Raw genomic sequence first — 16,328 nt, forward strand, 5'->3', positions numbered from 1 at the left:
CATGGTTGTTGGAGGCCGCTGAGCGGCTCGGCATTCCCTCTGTGCAGGCGCGAGCGTTCTCCCGTAGCGCCCAACTGCCATTGCCGGGGCTGACCTTGCAATTGTCGCTCTGGCAGACGTCGCCTGTGCAGCAGTGGGTGGTGCTGGGTCTTCTGCCACGCCCCAAGGGTTTACCGGTTGAGGTTTGGAGCGAGTTGCTGCTGCGGTCCAATTGCGCCATATCGGCAATGAGCAGTAGCAGTGTGAGCCTGAACGACAGCGGTGACGCCGTGCTCGTGCTGCGCCTTATCTCGCAGCCGCAACATCAGCGTGAAATGCTTGCCGATGAACTGAGCCATCTCTTGTCCGTCGCCGAGAGCCTCGTGGCGGGCGCCACCGCACTTCAAGGCAACCAAAGCGGCGCACCTCGACCGGTCACCACGGCACCGAGGCAAGGTGAGCACGCGGAGCAACAGGCGCAGGCAGCGATGAATCGGGAATGGCATCGTCCATTACTGATCGCTGCGCTGCAGCACTTGGACATCGCCGCCCCGCCCTTCGAGCAGATATTGACCGTCGGCGTGATTCAGGCCAACGGGCGTGCCTATGAAGTGATCGCTGACAGTGATCGCCAACATCTGCTGATCAGTACGCCGCTGGCGACTTCGCTGAACACGGCGACGCAACGCGAACGCGCGCTACTGGCCAACCTGCACCTGATGATGCTGACCCAATCTGCCGTGGTCCTCGCGCCACACGGCAGCGCCTTACAGGCGCGCTGGAATAGCACGGGGCTGGACGGTCAGGCATTTGCCGAATGGCTGCTGGATTTCGGTCAACTGGCCGAGAGCTTCATGCAGACCTCGGCCATTCGCCCAGCAAGGAATATTGCATGGACCCGATAACACCTAACCTGGGACGTATCCTGCCAGAACCGCAAATCGAGCTGCGGCATCGACATCCCACCGCTGATATTAATGCTGTGGAGCGCGGCGAGGCACCCGCTCACTTGCCTGGCTTCACTTCGCGCGCCCGCGCACATGTGACAGGACTGAGCCAGGCCTTCCATCGCGACTATCTGGCGCCGGCCGGCAGAGCCACGGGCGCGCTCTGGGAAAGCGCCAAGGAACACGGCGTGGCCCTGGGCAACAAGGTCGAGCGCGGAGCAAAGCTCGCGTTGAGCGACAGCGCGGCTAATTTGCCTTCCTTTCGCACAACGCTTGCCGCTGCGGGCCATACGGTTCAACAGATGGTCAACTGCGGAGCGCCTACCTATCTTCGCGAGTTGGCGTTCATGCATGCCTACAGTGCGCTCAACGAGGGGCTGGCGAAAAAAAGCCCGGGGGCAATGCTGACTTTGCAGGCCGCTGTCTCATTGACGAACATTGCCACCCAGCTCTACGTACGCCAACCGCGCCTGGATCGTCTCGCCGCCGACTCCAGCGATGCGGTACGTGGACACTTCGCCCTTAGCGAAGCGAAATGGAACGCTCTGACGCCCGATAAGCAAGACACGCTGCGCCTGCAGATGAAGCGCGATTCGCGCAACATCACACGCAACCAGATCGTCGCTGAAGCGCTTTATCTGGGCATGGGCGCCATGGGCGCCGCGCGTGGTGACGGTGCGCTGAGTGCGAGGGTTTTGGCCACTCAGCTACGCGACGTGATTTATGCCCTTTCTCGCGAAACCATGCAGGCCACCTTCAGCATGACCGCCCCCCAGGACAACACCAAGACCTACGGGGTCGACGAGGATAATATGCCGACGCTCGGCTGGGCCTACGGCGCCATGACCTTGAGCATGGGTTTCATGCTCGACTCCATCAGTGAACAAGTCTTGCCACCGGGCCAGACATTGACGAGTCCGGCACTGCTCGGGCCGGATCAGCAACCGCTATTGGGCGAAGCACTGGCCTCTTCCATTCAGTCCCTCGCCGGCACGCGCGCGGCATTCAACACCGTTGTCGCGACCCTCGACAACCATCTGCAGCGGCATTTCGACACGCGTCAGGTGGGCACCAACCAAGAGTTGAAGCCGAACCTGCCGCTCAAGGATTATGGCCGGGTCTTGGACCAATCCCCCGCCCGAGTCGCCTGGGCCAGCCTGGCTGGCGCAATCAATATGGCCACCGGCGAAGCATTGCGCGGCAAGGTTCCGCCCGCCCTCTCCGGCTTTCTCGGGAATATGGGGACCGCAGCGGCGATGGGCTTGGCCTATCGCACGGTCAATCAAACGTTCCAATCCCACGCGAGTGTGCGCAAGGCTGTCGACAAACAAGCGGCGACGGCTGCTGCCGGGCAACAACCAGCTTGAGCCGCAACGTAACGCAGCGCGGCCAACAGTTCAGGGATTGCAAAAGGAAGGGAAAATGCGCCAGTAAACATTACTGGCGCATTTGATCGCAGGTCAGTCCAAGGGGCTCAAACCTGCCAACAGCAACTGATGTTGGCAGATATTCTCGAGCACCGCGCGACCATGGGAGGATTGACGGCACCGCATGCCAGACGACGAAATCGCGGTGGGCATCGAGAAACAGAAAATAGTCAGGGAACAGGTAGGATTGCGTGAAGCGCCGTTCCAGCGCCTCACGCAATTGCTGGGGCTGCAGCGCGCGACTGTCGATGTGCAACGCTATACCCCAATCATGGTGCTCATGCCGGCTCACGAAAGAAACACCCGCTGCTACCGGCCATACCGCTGTTTGCCCAGCAGCCACCCGTTCGTAGAACTCCGCTTTCCCCGAGACTTGTATCATGGTGCTCAATCCCGCAGTGGCACGACAGTATAGTCCGCGGTGTCCTGCGGATTTTCCAGGCCAGTACGCATGTCCGCTGGCCACCAGATCACCAGCTCCCGATTATTGGAGTCGGGACGGTCGCAAGACTGTCCCGAACAGCCGCCCGAGGTCGTCGAGCAACCGGAGAGCATCACACACAGAAGGCCGAACGCAGCCCAGTTCATCTTGGTCATCGGGTTGCCTCCTTGAGTAATGAGTCGCGAAGGGTCACGTTGCTCTTGAGCGACTGGGGATTACGCACCGCGACATAGACTTCGCTTTGTTCCCCAGGCTGCAACCAAGCGCGAGGCCATGCACTGACACCCAGCACCCAGCGCCCGCCACAACTGCTTTCATCAATACGCAGCGGTTTATCACCAGTATTGCGCGCGACCACCACGCCAATACTCCAGGCGTTGCGCCCATACCACTGGCTGCGATCGGCGTCGATGACCAGGCCCTGTTGCGTCGCGCATAAAGTGGCCGGCATGAATAAAGGCTCGTTACTCGGGGTAAAGCCAGTCGGTTGCACATCACTCAACAACTGAGTGAACGCGCGCTGAATATCAACGCGAGTGGGTTGCCCATCGCCATGGCGACCGTCGATTCGCCGGGCGGCGGAATCGATATCTTCCGGGTTACCGGTTTCTACATACCGGGCCGGGTCAACCTGGTTGCCCACCAACCGAGGCGTAAGAATGAACAAGCGCTCTATCTTGTTGGTGCTGCGGCTACTGGACGTGAACAGCAATTTGCCAATGAGCGGAATGTCACTGAGCCAAGGGATTTTGCTTACCTTGTCGCTCGATTGCAGAGAATGAAAACCACCAACGACCAACGATCCCCGCTCGGCGATGACCGCCTGAGTGCTGACACTGCCGTTACGCACGCTGGGTTTGGTGTCATCAAGCAGCGATGCTTCGACTTGTCCGTCTTCGATATCGAGGATCAACTGCACCTGCGTCTTGCCATTGTGTTGCATCGAGCGCGGAACCACTTGCAGGCTGGTACCGGCAGTAATCGGCTGGATATCGGCAACACGCTCCCCCGTCGCGGTGAGGAACTCGGTCCGGCTGAAATCGATGACAGCGGGCTGGTTCTCCAAAGTGAGGATCGAAGGATTGCTGATCACTGTCGCCGCCCCCTTGGCTTCCAGCGTACGGACCGCCAGGGCGAACCGTCCGGCGTTTTCGGCCGACAGCGTGGAGCTGCCTGATTCAAGCAAGGACCCTCTGACGTTGGTCCCTCCGGCCCAGACATTCCAGTTGCTGGACAACTCGTTCAACTCGTCGCGGTCGATATCGTAGATCACCGCATCGATTTCGATCAGGTTGCGCGGCACATCAAGCTGCCTGACCAGGTTCTCGTACAAGGCCCTGCGCTTGGGTGAGTCGTAGATAAGCACCGCGTTGTTGCGTACGTCGGCGGCGACCCGTATCCGCGACCTGCCAGCGGAGCGCCCCTTGCTTTGTGCCCCGAAGCCGGTAGCCACACTATCCAACGTTTGCTGCAACTGATCGTCGGCCAAACCGCTCAGCAAGCTCGGAGTACCTGCAAAACTGCTTCCGCCGCTTGTACCAGTTCCCAGCGCCGCGCCTTGCAGCCCGTTGAAAACACTCCCTGACCCGCCCCGCGGGCCACTGTCCAGCAACTCCTTGAGAATCGTGGCTACCCCTGAAACGGTCAGCTGTTCGTCCCGGTAACTGATGGTGCGATCTGCGGCGTTCGCATAACGCAACGGCAACACCACGACGTCCTGCCTTTCCTCAGGTTTGTCGACATTGCTGCTGTAGTCGCGAATGAACTGAACATACCGCGCAGGTCCGCTGACCAACACCACGCCCTCATCCGGCAGGACTCCCCAGCCAAATCGTGAATCGAGCAAACCGAGTTCAGTCAATGCGCCCTTGAGGTCATCAACGGCGTCCGGGGACACCTCGATTCGCTCGGTTATCTGGTCACGGGCGGCGCTGACGTAGAGGGTGTTGTTGTAGACGAACCACTGGAACTGATGCTGCTGGCCCAATCGATCAAGAAACGCCTGCGGGCTGTCCGCGCGGATACGCCCCTCAACGATGCCTTCAACGGGGTCCATCTCAAGGTTAACGCCAAACTCTCGGGCAAATGCTTCAAGAACGCTTGAAAGCTCGGTCTGTTGCGCGTCGAACGCATAGGCCGTTTGTTTCCACGCTGGCGGTATCGCCGCGAACGCCGGGGCGCTCAGTCCCAATAACAGCCACGGTATCCACCGGTAGGCCTTACGCATATCACACTCCAGTGCGCCAATTAGTAGTTGCTAGACGGGACTCGGCCGTAGACGAATCAAATAAGGTTTTGTGCATCAGGCTAAGCATGGCGGCGCGCTGGTTTGCCAGAGTCTGTAGCACCCCCAGTAAGGCCTCGACCGAGCTGGGCGGGGGCATCCAGTGCAACAGCACCAGACACTGGCTTTGCGGGTCGGTACCCAACGCCCCCGGGCAACGGCACGCGACACTCGCACCGCCCTGCCCCAGGATGCCCATCAATCGATCAGGAGCGCTGGCGTCAAACGGATCCAGCACGTCGATGCTACAGCGGATCCCACCTTCTACCCGGGCAAGCTGCACATTTGCATCGTCAACCCAGCAGTCCAGATGCGCGGCCGAAGGTTCATCGAGCCACAGATTCAGTCGCGCGCTGAACTCACTGAATTCCATCGATGATCGCTTTGTTCATGCCGTGATGAGCGCGCATACCTTCGCTCATGACAGTGGCCGCGGTGGACAGCGACTGGGTCGCTTGAACGAACGCCCTCATGTCTTCCACATCGGCACTTTCAGCAGCGTTCATCGCGGCGTCATCATAGTTTCCAATTGCATTGGAGAAGTTGTTTTCCAATTGATTTAGAAGGGACTTGGAATTGATCATGCGTGCATCTCCCAGGGAATTTACGCAATATGAGTGGCGACAATTATCTTTGAGGTTCCAAGAAAATGGTCGACGTCAAACATGCGGTGATATGTCGAATGTCATGCATCTGCGACCTGAAACGAACGCCGCAAGCCGGTCCAATCAATGTCGTACTCGCCGGTGTCGGTGCTCAGGCGAATGGACTGGATCGGCATCGTAATGTCGTCTCTTAGTTGCCACAGAACGGAAGCGTTGTTGGCTGCAAGCCAAGCCTGCACCTCGCCATAACGCTCGGGATGGCACTTCAAAGTGGCGCTAACCGCCGGGTATGCCTGGCTGGCCGCCAGATGTTCCAGCAGAATCCTGGCACGCGCCTCGGGCGGGCACTCATCAAACAGCCGGCCTATGATGACGTTCAATAGCTCCCGGCAAACCTCTATCACACTGTTCCTGCATTGTTGGCGCTCAGCCTCCAGCGCCTCCAAGAAAAAACTGGCCTGCCCCCAGAATTCAGCTAACGCTCGATCCAGGTATTCCTGCTGCCGGCGTCCGGCCTCCAGCAATATCGCATCCGCTTCGGCCCGTGCTCGCGACATCACATCGACGGCTGTCCGGTAGTCGGCAAACTGCTCTCGACGGACGACCAACTCGCGCTTCACCTCGCGATCGCCCAAGGACAAATTTCGGCGAATCAGCATTTCCGACCTTTAACCTGTGTACCCGTCATGCCCAAACCCTCCACAACACAGAACGCCACAGCGCATCGAGTTTGCGCGTGGGAAGGTTAAAAGCGGGCTCGAGTGTCTCGTCGGGCGCCCACAACAGGCGCAAGCGCGACCAACATCGCTCGCCCAGCCAGCCGGCCAGCATTGCGCGTGGGTCCGTGACCTCATCAGTCAACCACAGCCCAGGGCGTAGCGCCTTGGCGATACCCCGACACCAGAACCACTGCGCGTCGGACAACTGATCATTTGGCGTGGCAAAACAGATTGCGCGCACCAGAGCCAAAGCCTGCAACCTTTGTGCATCTGTCAAAGACAGCCATTCGATAACGTTGGGGTCCGGCTCGGGCGGAGCCGAAGGAGCGATGCCCAGCAAGGCCAGCAACGCGTCGTGTCGGCTGCGCCAGACGCCCATGCCAACATCAAAATCCATCCCCCATTGCTCCCACACGCTGGACTTCCACTTCGGGTGCATCCAGCGCCACGTGCAGCACCACCACCCGACCCATTGCTCATCGGTCATAGCTGTGCGGGCAAGCCGGTTGGCCTACGCCTGGCGCGCAAGCGTGCAAACAAAGCCTGGCGCCAGTCTGGACGCAACATCAGGACTGCGCCCCCCGCCATGGACACCAGGCACAGCGGCAAGGCAATGACCATCACCCACCAGAAGCCGGCATCCTCGCTGTCAATCAGAAACGGTCCGAAAGGCACAAGATGCTCCGGGTCCTGAAACTCCACCGATGGCACGAATACAATCGAAAATTTCTTTGCGGAGCTGCTGTCCTGACTCATCCCTGGAATGCTGCTGGCAACCATCTGTTGAATACGCCCGCGCACACTGTCCGGATCCAGCGTCGACGCCGCATACTTGATGAACACCGAGGCGGAAGCCGGCTGAACCGGCTCGCCCGGTGCGATGCGCTCCGGCAAGACGACATGCACACGAGCCACGATGACCCCGTCAATCTGGGACAGCGTCGACTCCAATTCTTGCGACAGCGCATAAATGTAGCGAGCCCGCTCTTCCAGCGGTGTGGAGATGACCCCTTCCTTTTTGAATATCTCGCCAAGACTGGTCCGTGTCTGATTAGGTAGACCGGCAGCATCAAGCACCCTCACCGCACGGTTCACATCACTATTGGCGACGATTACGGTAACGCCGGCTTTTTCCATCTGCTTACGGGCCGCTATATGTTCCTGAGCCAACTTGGCGATTACTGAGTTGGAATGCTGCTCAGTCATGCCGCTGAACAAGACGGTGTCGTCGCTGCATCCGGCGAGCGCCAGAAAAGCCAGAACCGTTAATAAGCCGGATACTTTCACGAAGAACCTATTGCAGATTAGTCAGTTTATCCAGCACTTGTGCGCCTTTACTGACGACCTTGGTGGTGAGCGCCGTTTGCAATGCATACTCGGAAAGGGCGCCATTCATTTTGAGCATATCCATCGGATCCGTTGACTCCGAGGCGGACTTGATCGCGCGTTCAGCCTGATGCGCCAGCTCGGCTTGACCAGTGAGACGATCCGATACTGCGCTCATCAGGTTACTCGCCATACCGCCAGGTTCTCGATTGCTGCGCATCGCACTATCGAATAAGTCGACATCAGCTTGAGCAGGAGCGGAAACCATCTCCAGCTCATGCTCAGGTGCAGCGCTCCTGAATGAATTCACGTTGGAAATGGTCACCTGATTTCTCCTGTAGGACGTGGACGATGGACTATTGAACTGAGGACTACGTTACGCTGGCGCGCATCACGTCAAGGACGTTCCGAGCAGCCTGGGAAGCCGTATGCTCGCCTTGATTCATCGCAAGGCCAGGTGGCGTGCCGGAAGCGATTCCCAACCCCAACTGCAACCCTTGTTGAAAAGCCTCCATGCCTTCGTTGCTATTTAACATCTGGCGCAATTGGTCTATTTCACTCGCGCCACCAGTCGATAGCGCAGGGCTGCTGCCGAAACCACCTTGTCCGCCTCCCATCATCCTTTCACTACCCGGATAATCGGTTCTATTGGACCCGCCTGTCATATGTTGAGAGACTTGCTCGAGTGCCTGTTTGAATTTGGCGGTTTCGCCCTTGGACAGATAATTGTCTTCATCCAGTTCTTTGCTCCATGACCCAGAATCTGGCGCTCCGAAGGCGGCTTTGTTCTTATCCATATAATCAGCCACTTGCTGAAGCAACGGCTTGTCTTCCTTGGAAAAGGTAGTGCCGTCACCTTTGGGCTGTAGAGCGTTATTCAGCGCAGATTGCCCCAACCCACTCACAACTTGCCCCATAAGGTCCTGACTGTCCCTGCTTCCAGCATTGGCGATAAAGTTGCTCCCCATCTTATCTTTAACAATGTCCATCATGGCATTTTTCAGGGTCTCTTGAGGGTTTGCTGCCAACCCCATAAGCCCCACCCCCTTATTTTCGGAAAGTTTGTCATGCACCATCTTTCCCAATGGACTACTAAGATCAACTTTTCCACCGGGCATCAGGGAGTTAGCAAGCTCCGTCACGACACCCGATAAAGAAGGTGAGACTTTTGATGAGTCGGCATGTTTAGGTTGAGAAATACTAGTGATACCTAACCCGCCGACAAGCGGTACTGCCATGCTTATATTACTCATAAACTTTAAGGTTCTCGCTGAATGTTACCCCCCCCCTTTGATCACCACAACAATAAAAAGGGGGGGGAGGAAGGAGGGAGGATGGATCTTTAGTAACTGATGGCCTTAGCCTGCCCAGCCATATTGGAAATAGACTTGCTCGCTGCGTCGGAGCGAGCGGAATCGATAGCGCTCGCTGTATTTAGCCTCATCGTTTGCAAAGCCGCATCACCTTGCAACTTAATCAATCCGGCCTGTTCCTTATCGTTGCGCTTCATAACGTCCAGCTGGGCGCTCATTGATTCACCCCCTGAAGCTGCTTGACTCAACTGACCTTGCGTAGCAGCGTTGGCTTTAACGCTATTAGCTTCTTGCTTGGCACCGGCAAATGCGTTGACACCCATGTTTGCCGCACTACCCAGCGTATTGGTGATGGTGCTAAAAGGGTTGCTCGAGATACCTGGCATAATAAACTCCTCATACTCTAGCGGGCTCGCTAGGTAATAGTGGGTGGAAAGTTCTTTAAATCAGGTTCCAGATTTTTTTCAAGCGAAGACGCTTTGCCAAATACGTCCAGCGACTTGATCCGGTGATAGAGCGTTCTACGGGGTATGCCCAATTCCACACTCACAGCATCAATCGAGTGCCCGTGACGCTTGAGGGCTTCCTGAATAAGGATCCGTTCGATAGCCCGCATTTGTGCCTTGAGCGTGCGCCCCTCGATCTCCGTGCTTGAGTTCAGGGTTATCGACGGCAACCCAAGAACAAATCGCTTGGCCGCTGATTTCAACTCGCGGATATTGCCCGGCCAGGGATGACCCAAGAGCGCTTGCATGAGTTCGGGCGATATAGCCTGAGGCCCGCACCCCAGATCTTGCGCAGCTGCGGTCACGAACTGGGAAAACAACGGAACAATGTCTTCGCGACGGTCACGTAGCGCTGGCAACTGGATCGTCAGCACGTTGAGCCGGAAATACAGATCGCGCCTGAACTCGCCCCGCTCAACCAACTCGGCCAAGGGCCGCTGAGCCGATGCAATCACACAAATATCCAACGGAATGACCGTGGTAGAGCCCAAGCGCTCAATCGCTCGCACCTCAAGGACCCGCAGCAACTTGGCCTGCAAACTGAGCGGCATGCTATCGATTTCGTCGAGGTATAAAGTCCCGCCCTGCGCAGCCTCGATGTAGCCCTTTCGCGAGCGATTAGCCCCGGTGAACGCACCGTTGACCACACCAAACAATTCACTTTCAGCCAATGATTCCGGGATTGCCGCACAGTTCATCGCGACAAACGCACCCTTGCGCCCAGACATTGAATGAATGCGCTGAGCCAGGGTGTCCTTGCCGGTCCCCGTCTCTCCAGAAAGCAACAGGTCGACGCCAAGCAGTGAAGTACTTTGGGCGATGACCTTGATATCAGGCGCTTCGGCAATGTTGTCAGGTCCGCAGTAAAAGTAATCGCACACACCCATATAAACCCCGTGATCGGCACTACTTCATACGCCCTCCCGCTGCAAGCACGAGGCGAAGCATGGCCATAAGCTGCGCGATCATTAGTGATGATCGCAGGTCGGACAGACCCGTTACACCAAGCCTGACGACTGCACGCGCATAGCGCCTACAGTCTATTTATTGATCAAATGCCACGGCAGATCCAAAAGTGCGTGTGTGACGCGCGCTGCGATCAGTTATTCCATCGAGCGTAAGTGATATTTTTTGAAACAATTTGAATGGCCACTTGGCACTATCGTACCGACCCGTTTTCTCTGGTCGTTGTCAGTGCTTCTTCTTGAAAGCCATTAAACAACTGGTGCTTTAGGGCGGCAGAGAATACCGCTCGCCCAAACCCTGTCAATCGCCGACGCTCATTTTAATGGTATTACTTCACAGTTTGGATACAACGGGGTTTGACCGGAGTCCTAGAGAAAGTTCGATAAACATTTTACGTTTGACGTCATTTTTTAAAAAAACATGGAACCTGGTCGACGGCATGCGCCACTCAGTACTTGAGACAGTTCGACGCAATAAAAAGAACAACTGTTTCACCTTCAAACAGCTCAGAGAATAAAAAAATGAGTAATGAGCGCTACCATCGATTTGTTACAGATATCTGTCAGCTTTCTCAGATCCCTGTGGCTGCGATTGATTTAGATCGGGTTCAGCTAAACGTGAAAGGCATTGCCTTCAGTTTTGCCAACTTAGCCGATACCGTCATGATTCACGCAGACTTCGGCCCGTTACCGGATCGACGCAGAGATGCCGTCCTGCTTCAGCTTATGAATGTCAATTTTCATTTATTCAGCGCAGACCGTCCCTGTTGCTTTTCACACAACGACGACACGGGCCAAGTACAGTTCAGTTGCACAGTTGAGCTGACCCAGATCGGCGCACCACAGTTCGTGCAGTTGCTGGGGCATATCGCTGAGTATGCGCAATCATGGCAGCACAGCTACTTTCTCGATGCAGGCGCAAAACGCGCACCTTCAGCGCGCACGAGTCTGGGGGGTTTATGCTAGGTCCGACGCTACCGGCAGGAAATTTTTTTCCCTTCACCCCAACACGATCACAGTCCACACCGCGGACAGATATCGCATTGACGCCCATGCGCCCTCGCGCGCCCGTCAACAACCCAGCCCCCCAAGCTCATCAGTCGCCACAACCAGGACAGCCCTCCCCCGCGCTAGCCAGGGAGGCCGCGTTGTTGGCTCCCCAGTTGGGGCGGTCCGGCTTTGACGCTGCGGTAGCCAAGCAGCGCATGGTTCTGGAAGGTAGATATCTGCAGGAGCACCCCGGTACTGCCTACGCTGACATAAATGACAAGCTATTTGCGAAAGCCAATGGGAAAGCGCCCGAATCCATGACCGGACGCTTACTGGCCGATGCCAAGCAAGCGCAACAGACGCTGATCCATGAGTTGGAAAAGCTGACTGAGGATCCACAACAACCACCGGATCTGGAGGCTTACCAAACGGTGCTGACACAGGCAGTGCGCGCACAAACTGATTTGCTTGGCGCACACGTCGCTCTCTACGAACAGGCATTGACCGATCCACAGCTGTCGGCTGCCGACCGACAGCACATAGAACGTAGCGAAAACGCCTTCGCGCTTCATGCCCAACAGACCGTGAACCTGATACCCGACGCGTTGAAAACGGCCTTGACCAAAGCGGACGCAACGGTCAGCGCGCTGAAGCAATTGAGGCAACCGCCAGAGGACTGGGAACGTATCAGCACGATGCTCAGTGACTTGGTCGAGCACACCTCAGTCGATGGCGAATTCAAAGATGCGCTGGATAACGCCAAACTTCCCGCCAAGCTTCAGCAGCTCCATCAGCACAACGACGGCTGGGGAGCGACTGCCAAGGCGGTCGTCGCGGGCGCCGTGCCACAAATGCTCGCATCGGGCCTGGCGTTCGGCTTTGCGCGCGCGGTCGTAGAGTCTGCGGTCCCGGACCTGAAGGCCCAGGCATTCGCTACCGCGCCCGTGATGGCGGCGGCACATGAAGTAGGCACCAACCTGCTCAAGCCCATGAGTCAGGAGATGATGGGGGGGTGGGCGCTTAAACCGGTGAAAGCGTCAGAGGTCATTCCAAACCCGAATCCCCGGGCTATTGTCGATGGCGAGCTCAAGCCCCTGACCGCAGAGCAAAAAGACGCCGCCATGCAGGAGGTTGATGAACTGCGCGGTCGCCATCTCAACGCCCAGCAAGCCAACAAGAACGGAACCGGCATTGGCGAGGCTGAAGCCTTCGGCGCGTTTGGCCTGGCACAAGGCATCCGGCAAGGGATAGGGTTAGCCCAGCCGCATATCCCAGTGGAGCAGTTTGGTCCCCGCACGCTGGCCTCCATGGCGGGTGGCTTGATCATGGGCGGCGTGCAATCGGGCGCGCAACTGCGCAGCACCGTTGCTGATCGACGCGGACGTGAATTGCCGACCCACACCTTCAAGGAAGTCGACAAACCTTTGGCCAATCGCCTGGCAAAAGCGGCTTCGGACGCGGTGTTGGCCAGCGACCCGAGCAATCCTGAGGTCCGTCAAAGCCTGTTCAGTAAAACCTACGGCTCACTTGCCGGGTTGGGCAGCGCCATGGGCGTCAGCTCAGCGGCACGGGCCTTTGGCTCAGACACGCCGGCGCAGCAGTTTGGCCAGGTGCTTTTGGCCGCATTGGGCTCGCCTGCTCTCCTTATTCCGGCCTATGCGAGCTTTCAGGCGGGCGCTGAAACCGAGGCTCGTCTGGCGGCGCTTGAAAAGGAGCGAAAAACGCAAGAGCTGCCCGGACCGGGCGCCCCCGCTCAAGTACCCACGTCCAACTTCCCACGCACACAAACGGCAATGCAGAACATCCGGTCGCCCGATCGGGCCGATCTACCGCACGGTTCCATGCCGGGAACCTGGGGCAGAACCGCGGAAAACACCTTTCACCGTATCCGAGGAGGGTTGCAAATAGCATCCCAGGCGCCGACCGAACTCACCGAGCTTGCAATCAAGCAGGTTACCGCTCGCGTGGGGAACAACGCGGATGACGTGGCGGACCCACAACCACCTGAGGCTGTGCCGCAGAAGTGAGCGGCTCGATAGCATCCGGATAGCTGAACACTCCAGCCTGCAGACATATCATCAGTGCTGCAGGCTGAAGTGCTATCGACGCCCCCCTGTTCACACCTCCCACGGCGCCAGGCAATCCACATCGATGGCGTACCGGGCAATCGCTTCGACGCACACCTGCGGCGCCAGTGTCTGTGCTTGAACCAGCGCGGTCAGGGCGCTCAGAACGATCTGATGACGATCCACTTCGAAGAATCGACGCAGTTGAGCGCGGGTATCGCTTCGGCCGAAACCATCGGTGCCGAGCACCGTGTAGCGAGCTTCAATGTAGCTGGCTATCAGCGCTGGCACGGCCCGGACGTAATCGCTACAGGCGACGACGGGCGTCGCATTATTGAGCGACGCCTGTAGATGGCTTCTGCGCCCAAGCTGTTGAGGATGCAGTCGATTGTGGCGCTCGACCTCGCGCGCGTCCCGTGCCAGTTCGGTGAAACTGGTGACGCTCCAGACCTGACTGTCAACGTTCCAGTCGTTGGCGAGCAGTTCGGCGGCCGCGATCACTTCGCGCAGGATAGTGCCAGATCCGAGCAATTGGACGCTGCCACGAGGGTCTTGCAATTCGTTCCGAGCAAACAGATACATGCCTTTGAGAATGTCTTGCTCAACACCACCTGGAAGGTCGGGCTGCGGGTAGTTTTCATTCATCAGGGTGACGTAGTAGAACTCGTCGACCTGGCGCTCCAGCATCTGGCGCATGCCGTGATCCAGGATCACCGCAAACTCACCGGCGAACGCCGGATCATAGGCGCGGCAGTTGGGTACAGTCGCGGCCATCAAATGGCTGCTGCCGTCCTGATGCTGCAGGCCTTCGCCGCCCAGCGTCGTGCGACCGGCGGTTGCGCCGAGAAGAAAGCCGCGAGCACGTTGATCGGCCGCCGCCCAAATCAGATCGCCAATGCGCTGGAAGCCGAACATCGAGTAATAGATATAAAACGGCAACATCGGCAACCCATGCACCGAATAGCTCGTGGCGGCGGCCACCCAGGAGCTGATTGCCCCGGCCTCGCTGATGCCTTCTTCGAGAATCTGGCCATTCTGCGCTTCGCGATAGCTGAGGATAGACCCAATGTCTTCTGGCTCGTAGCGTTGTCCTACGCTGGAGTAGATACCGATCTGCTTGAACAGGCTGGCCATGCCGAATGTGCGCGCCTCATCCGCCACGATCGGCACAATGCGTGGACCCAGCGTGGTGTCTCGCAGCAGCCCGTTGAGCATGCGCACGAAGGCCATGGTCGTGGACATTTCCTTATTTCCGGCATTGATGGCGAAACTGGCGTAACGATCGATCTCGGGCACGGCAACCTTATCGTCGTCACACGACGAGTGCCGTGTCGGCAGGTAGCCGCCCAGCGCCCGACGGCGCTCATGGAGGTAGCGCATCTCCGCGCTGTCGGCGTCGGGCTTGAAGAACGCCAGGGAGGTCGCCTGGTCGTCGGTCAGTGGCAGATTGAAGCGATTGCGGAAAGCGAGGAGCGCTTCACTGTCGAGCTTCTTCTGCTGGTGCCCGGTCATCTTGCCCTGCCCGGCCTCCCCCATGCCAAAACCCTTTTTCGTCTGCGCGAGAATCACCGTCGGCTTTGTGTCTTCGAGCGCGGCCCGGTGATAAGCGGCAAAAATTTTCACCATGTCGTGACCACCGCGCTTGAGGCGATCAATATCCTCGTCGGTCAGGCCTCGAGCCAATTGCGCCAGCGCTTCGCTCTGTCCGAAAAAATGCTCGCGATTAAACCGCCCGTCCTTGGCGGCAAACGTTTGAAACTGACCATCGACAGTATTCGACAATGCCTCAACCAGGGCGCCGTCGTGGTCGCGCGCAAATAGCGAATCCCAATCCGAGCCCCAGACCAACTTAATGACGTTCCAGCCGGCGCCTGCAAATAACGCCTCCAGCTCGTCGATGATTCGGCCGTTGCCTCGCACTGGACCATCGAGGCGCTGCAGATTGCAATTGACCACCCAGACCAGGTTGTCGAGCCTTTCACGCGCGGCGAGTGTGAGCGCCGACATGCTTTCCGGCTCATCCATTTCACCGTCGCCGAATACGCCCCAGACCGTCCGGCCGCGGGTGTTCTTCAGGCCGCGATGGTCCAGATAGCGCATGAAACGAGCCTGGTAGATCGAACTGATCGGACCGATCCCCATGGAACCGGTCGGGAACTGCCAGAAGTCCGGCATCAGCCAGGGATGCGGATAGCTGGACAAGCCCCTGGCGCCTTTTGCGCGAGCACCGATCTCCTGCCGATAATGCTGCAAGTCTGTTTCATCAAGGCGCCCCTCAAGGTAGGCCCGGGCATACACACCGGGCGCCGAGTGCGCCTGATAGAACACCAGATCGCCAGCGGAGTTTTCGTTGCGCGCCTTGAAGAAATGATTGAAGCCGACCTCGAATAGATCCGCTGCACTGGCATAACTGGCAATGTGTCCGCCCAGTTCTCCATACACCTGATTGGCCCGAGCCACCATTGCCAAAGCATTCCAGCGAATGATCGACGCCAGGCGCTCTTCAGTGGCCAGGTCTCCTGGAAACGCGGGTTGTTGCTCGACGCTTATGCTGTTGATGTAGGGTGTACCCAAGCGGGGCCGCCAGCCTAAATCAGCGCGACCAGCGACAGCGACGAGCAGGTCGAGCACCCGCCCCGCGTGGGCTTCCCCGCGGTGGGCGATGACCGAAAGCAAGGCATCGTGCCACTCGGCGAGCTCCTGCGCATCTTCCTCGGCCTGGGCTGGCAAGGTGTTTTTAAGGACGAACGAGTTCATGA

General features: G+C 58.0%; 16 protein-coding genes and 1 pseudogene. 4 read left to right on the forward strand and 13 right to left on the reverse strand.

Annotated elements, in window-relative coordinates; all coding sequences use genetic code 11:
* Positions 1–5: 5 nt before the first annotated feature.
* Both PSH91_RS13955 and PSH91_RS13960 read left to right on the forward strand, forming a co-directional pair.
* A complete protein-coding gene (locus PSH91_RS13955) occupies positions 6–884 on the forward strand; it encodes a CesT family type III secretion system chaperone (RefSeq protein WP_281459186.1) in 879 nt (292 codons plus the stop codon).
* Between the two features lie 104 nt (positions 885–988).
* The gene (locus tag PSH91_RS13960; RefSeq protein ID WP_305465939.1) at positions 989–2,293 is read left to right on the forward strand and encodes a hypothetical protein; all 1,305 of its coding nucleotides are present in this window, start codon (positions 989–991) and stop codon (positions 2,291–2,293) included.
* A 93-nt stretch (positions 2,294–2,386) separates the two neighbouring features.
* Here the strand turns inward: PSH91_RS13960 and PSH91_RS13965 are convergent.
* From PSH91_RS13965 to PSH91_RS14020, 12 genes and pseudogenes are all read right to left on the reverse strand, one after another.
* Positions 2,387–2,735 (reverse strand): annotated as a pseudogene (locus PSH91_RS13965) (type III secretion protein HrpV).
* Between the two features lie 5 nt (positions 2,736–2,740).
* Positions 2,741–2,950, reverse strand: a complete 210-nt coding sequence (gene hrpT, locus PSH91_RS13970; protein WP_177513910.1) for an HrpT family type III secretion system protein — start codon at positions 2,948–2,950, stop codon at positions 2,741–2,743.
* Complete coding sequence (gene sctC / locus PSH91_RS13975) at positions 2,947–5,022, reverse strand: type III secretion system outer membrane ring subunit SctC (RefSeq protein WP_107322393.1); 2,076 nt, start codon at positions 5,020–5,022, stop codon at positions 2,947–2,949. Before sctC ends, hrpT begins: the two co-directional genes overlap by 4 nt.
* Before the next feature lies 1 nt (position 5,023).
* Positions 5,024–5,452 carry a type III secretion protein gene (locus tag PSH91_RS13980; protein ID WP_107322392.1) on the reverse strand — a complete coding sequence of 143 codons (429 nt, stop codon included), beginning with the start codon at positions 5,450–5,452 and terminating at the stop codon, positions 5,024–5,026.
* On the reverse strand, positions 5,439–5,663 hold the full coding sequence (locus PSH91_RS13985) for a type III secretion protein (RefSeq protein WP_107322391.1): 225 nt from the start codon (positions 5,661–5,663) through the stop codon (positions 5,439–5,441). Before PSH91_RS13985 ends, PSH91_RS13980 begins: the two co-directional genes overlap by 14 nt.
* A 101-nt stretch (positions 5,664–5,764) precedes the next feature.
* Entirely contained in the window at positions 5,765–6,343 is a 579-nt protein-coding gene (gene sctL / locus PSH91_RS13990) for a type III secretion system stator protein SctL (protein ID WP_305465940.1), read from the reverse strand.
* A 25-nt stretch (positions 6,344–6,368) separates the two neighbouring features.
* Positions 6,369–6,890: a type III secretion protein gene (locus PSH91_RS13995; protein ID WP_305465942.1), complete on the reverse strand. Its 522-nt coding sequence runs from the start codon at positions 6,888–6,890 to the stop codon at positions 6,369–6,371.
* Positions 6,887–7,690 carry a type III secretion system inner membrane ring lipoprotein SctJ gene (gene sctJ, locus PSH91_RS14000; protein ID WP_107322389.1) on the reverse strand — a complete coding sequence of 268 codons (804 nt, stop codon included), beginning with the start codon at positions 7,688–7,690 and terminating at the stop codon, positions 6,887–6,889. The genes PSH91_RS13995 and sctJ overlap by 4 nt, the downstream gene beginning before the upstream one ends.
* A 7-nt stretch (positions 7,691–7,697) precedes the next feature.
* Entirely contained in the window at positions 7,698–8,054 is a 357-nt protein-coding gene (gene sctI / locus PSH91_RS14005) for a type III secretion system inner rod subunit SctI (protein WP_107322388.1), read from the reverse strand.
* A gap of 46 nt (positions 8,055–8,100) precedes the next feature.
* Complete coding sequence (locus PSH91_RS14010) at positions 8,101–8,967, reverse strand: hypothetical protein (protein WP_305465943.1); 867 nt, start codon at positions 8,965–8,967, stop codon at positions 8,101–8,103.
* A 104-nt stretch (positions 8,968–9,071) separates the two neighbouring features.
* The gene (locus tag PSH91_RS14015) at positions 9,072–9,428 is read right to left on the reverse strand and encodes a hypothetical protein (RefSeq protein WP_107322386.1); all 357 of its coding nucleotides are present in this window, start codon (positions 9,426–9,428) and stop codon (positions 9,072–9,074) included.
* A 29-nt stretch (positions 9,429–9,457) separates the two neighbouring features.
* A complete protein-coding gene (locus tag PSH91_RS14020; protein ID WP_305465944.1) occupies positions 9,458–10,435 on the reverse strand; it encodes a sigma 54-interacting transcriptional regulator in 978 nt (325 codons plus the stop codon).
* Positions 10,436–11,035: 600 nt separating this feature from the next.
* Here PSH91_RS14020 and PSH91_RS14025 point away from each other — a divergent pair.
* Both PSH91_RS14025 and PSH91_RS14030 read left to right on the forward strand, forming a co-directional pair.
* Entirely contained in the window at positions 11,036–11,479 is a 444-nt protein-coding gene (locus tag PSH91_RS14025; RefSeq protein ID WP_305465946.1) for a CesT family type III secretion system chaperone, read from the forward strand.
* A gap of 182 nt (positions 11,480–11,661) precedes the next feature.
* Positions 11,662–13,530, forward strand: a complete 1,869-nt coding sequence (locus PSH91_RS14030) for a hypothetical protein (RefSeq protein ID WP_305465948.1) — start codon at positions 11,662–11,664, stop codon at positions 13,528–13,530.
* 90 nt (positions 13,531–13,620) lie between these two features.
* Here PSH91_RS14030 and mdeB read toward each other — a convergent pair whose 3' ends face one another.
* Positions 13,621–16,326 carry an alpha-ketoglutarate dehydrogenase gene (gene mdeB / locus PSH91_RS14035; protein ID WP_305465950.1) on the reverse strand — a complete coding sequence of 902 codons (2,706 nt, stop codon included), beginning with the start codon at positions 16,324–16,326 and terminating at the stop codon, positions 13,621–13,623.
* Positions 16,327–16,328: the final 2 nt, after the last annotated feature.

It is taken from the genome of Pseudomonas sp. FP1154 (assembly GCF_030687245.1).
Taxonomy (GTDB): Bacteria; Pseudomonadota; Gammaproteobacteria; order Pseudomonadales; family Pseudomonadaceae; genus Aquipseudomonas; species Aquipseudomonas rhizophila.

Coding starts and splice junctions, on each gene's coding strand:
- hrpT (WP_177513910.1), bottom strand. CDS start 2,950: ATGACCAAGATGAACTGGGCTGCGTTCGGCCTTCTGTGTGTGATGCTC.
- sctC (WP_107322393.1), bottom strand. CDS start 5,022: ATGCGTAAGGCCTACCGGTGGATACCGTGGCTGTTATTGGGACTGAGC.
- PSH91_RS13980 (WP_107322392.1), bottom strand. CDS start 5,452: ATGGAATTCAGTGAGTTCAGCGCGCGACTGAATCTGTGGCTCGATGAA.
- PSH91_RS13985 (WP_107322391.1), bottom strand. CDS start 5,663: ATGATCAATTCCAAGTCCCTTCTAAATCAATTGGAAAACAACTTCTCC.
- sctL (WP_305465940.1), bottom strand. CDS start 6,343: ATGCTGATTCGCCGAAATTTGTCCTTGGGCGATCGCGAGGTGAAGCGC.
- PSH91_RS13995 (WP_305465942.1), bottom strand. CDS start 6,890: ATGACCGATGAGCAATGGGTCGGGTGGTGGTGCTGCACGTGGCGCTGG.
- PSH91_RS14010 (WP_305465943.1), bottom strand. CDS start 8,967: ATGGCAGTACCGCTTGTCGGCGGGTTAGGTATCACTAGTATTTCTCAA.
- PSH91_RS14015 (WP_107322386.1), bottom strand. CDS start 9,428: ATGCCAGGTATCTCGAGCAACCCTTTTAGCACCATCACCAATACGCTG.
- PSH91_RS14020 (WP_305465944.1), bottom strand. CDS start 10,435: ATGGGTGTGTGCGATTACTTTTACTGCGGACCTGACAACATTGCCGAA.
- PSH91_RS14025 (WP_305465946.1), top strand. CDS start 11,036: ATGAGTAATGAGCGCTACCATCGATTTGTTACAGATATCTGTCAGCTT.
- mdeB (WP_305465950.1), bottom strand. CDS start 16,326: ATGAACTCGTTCGTCCTTAAAAACACCTTGCCAGCCCAGGCCGAGGAA.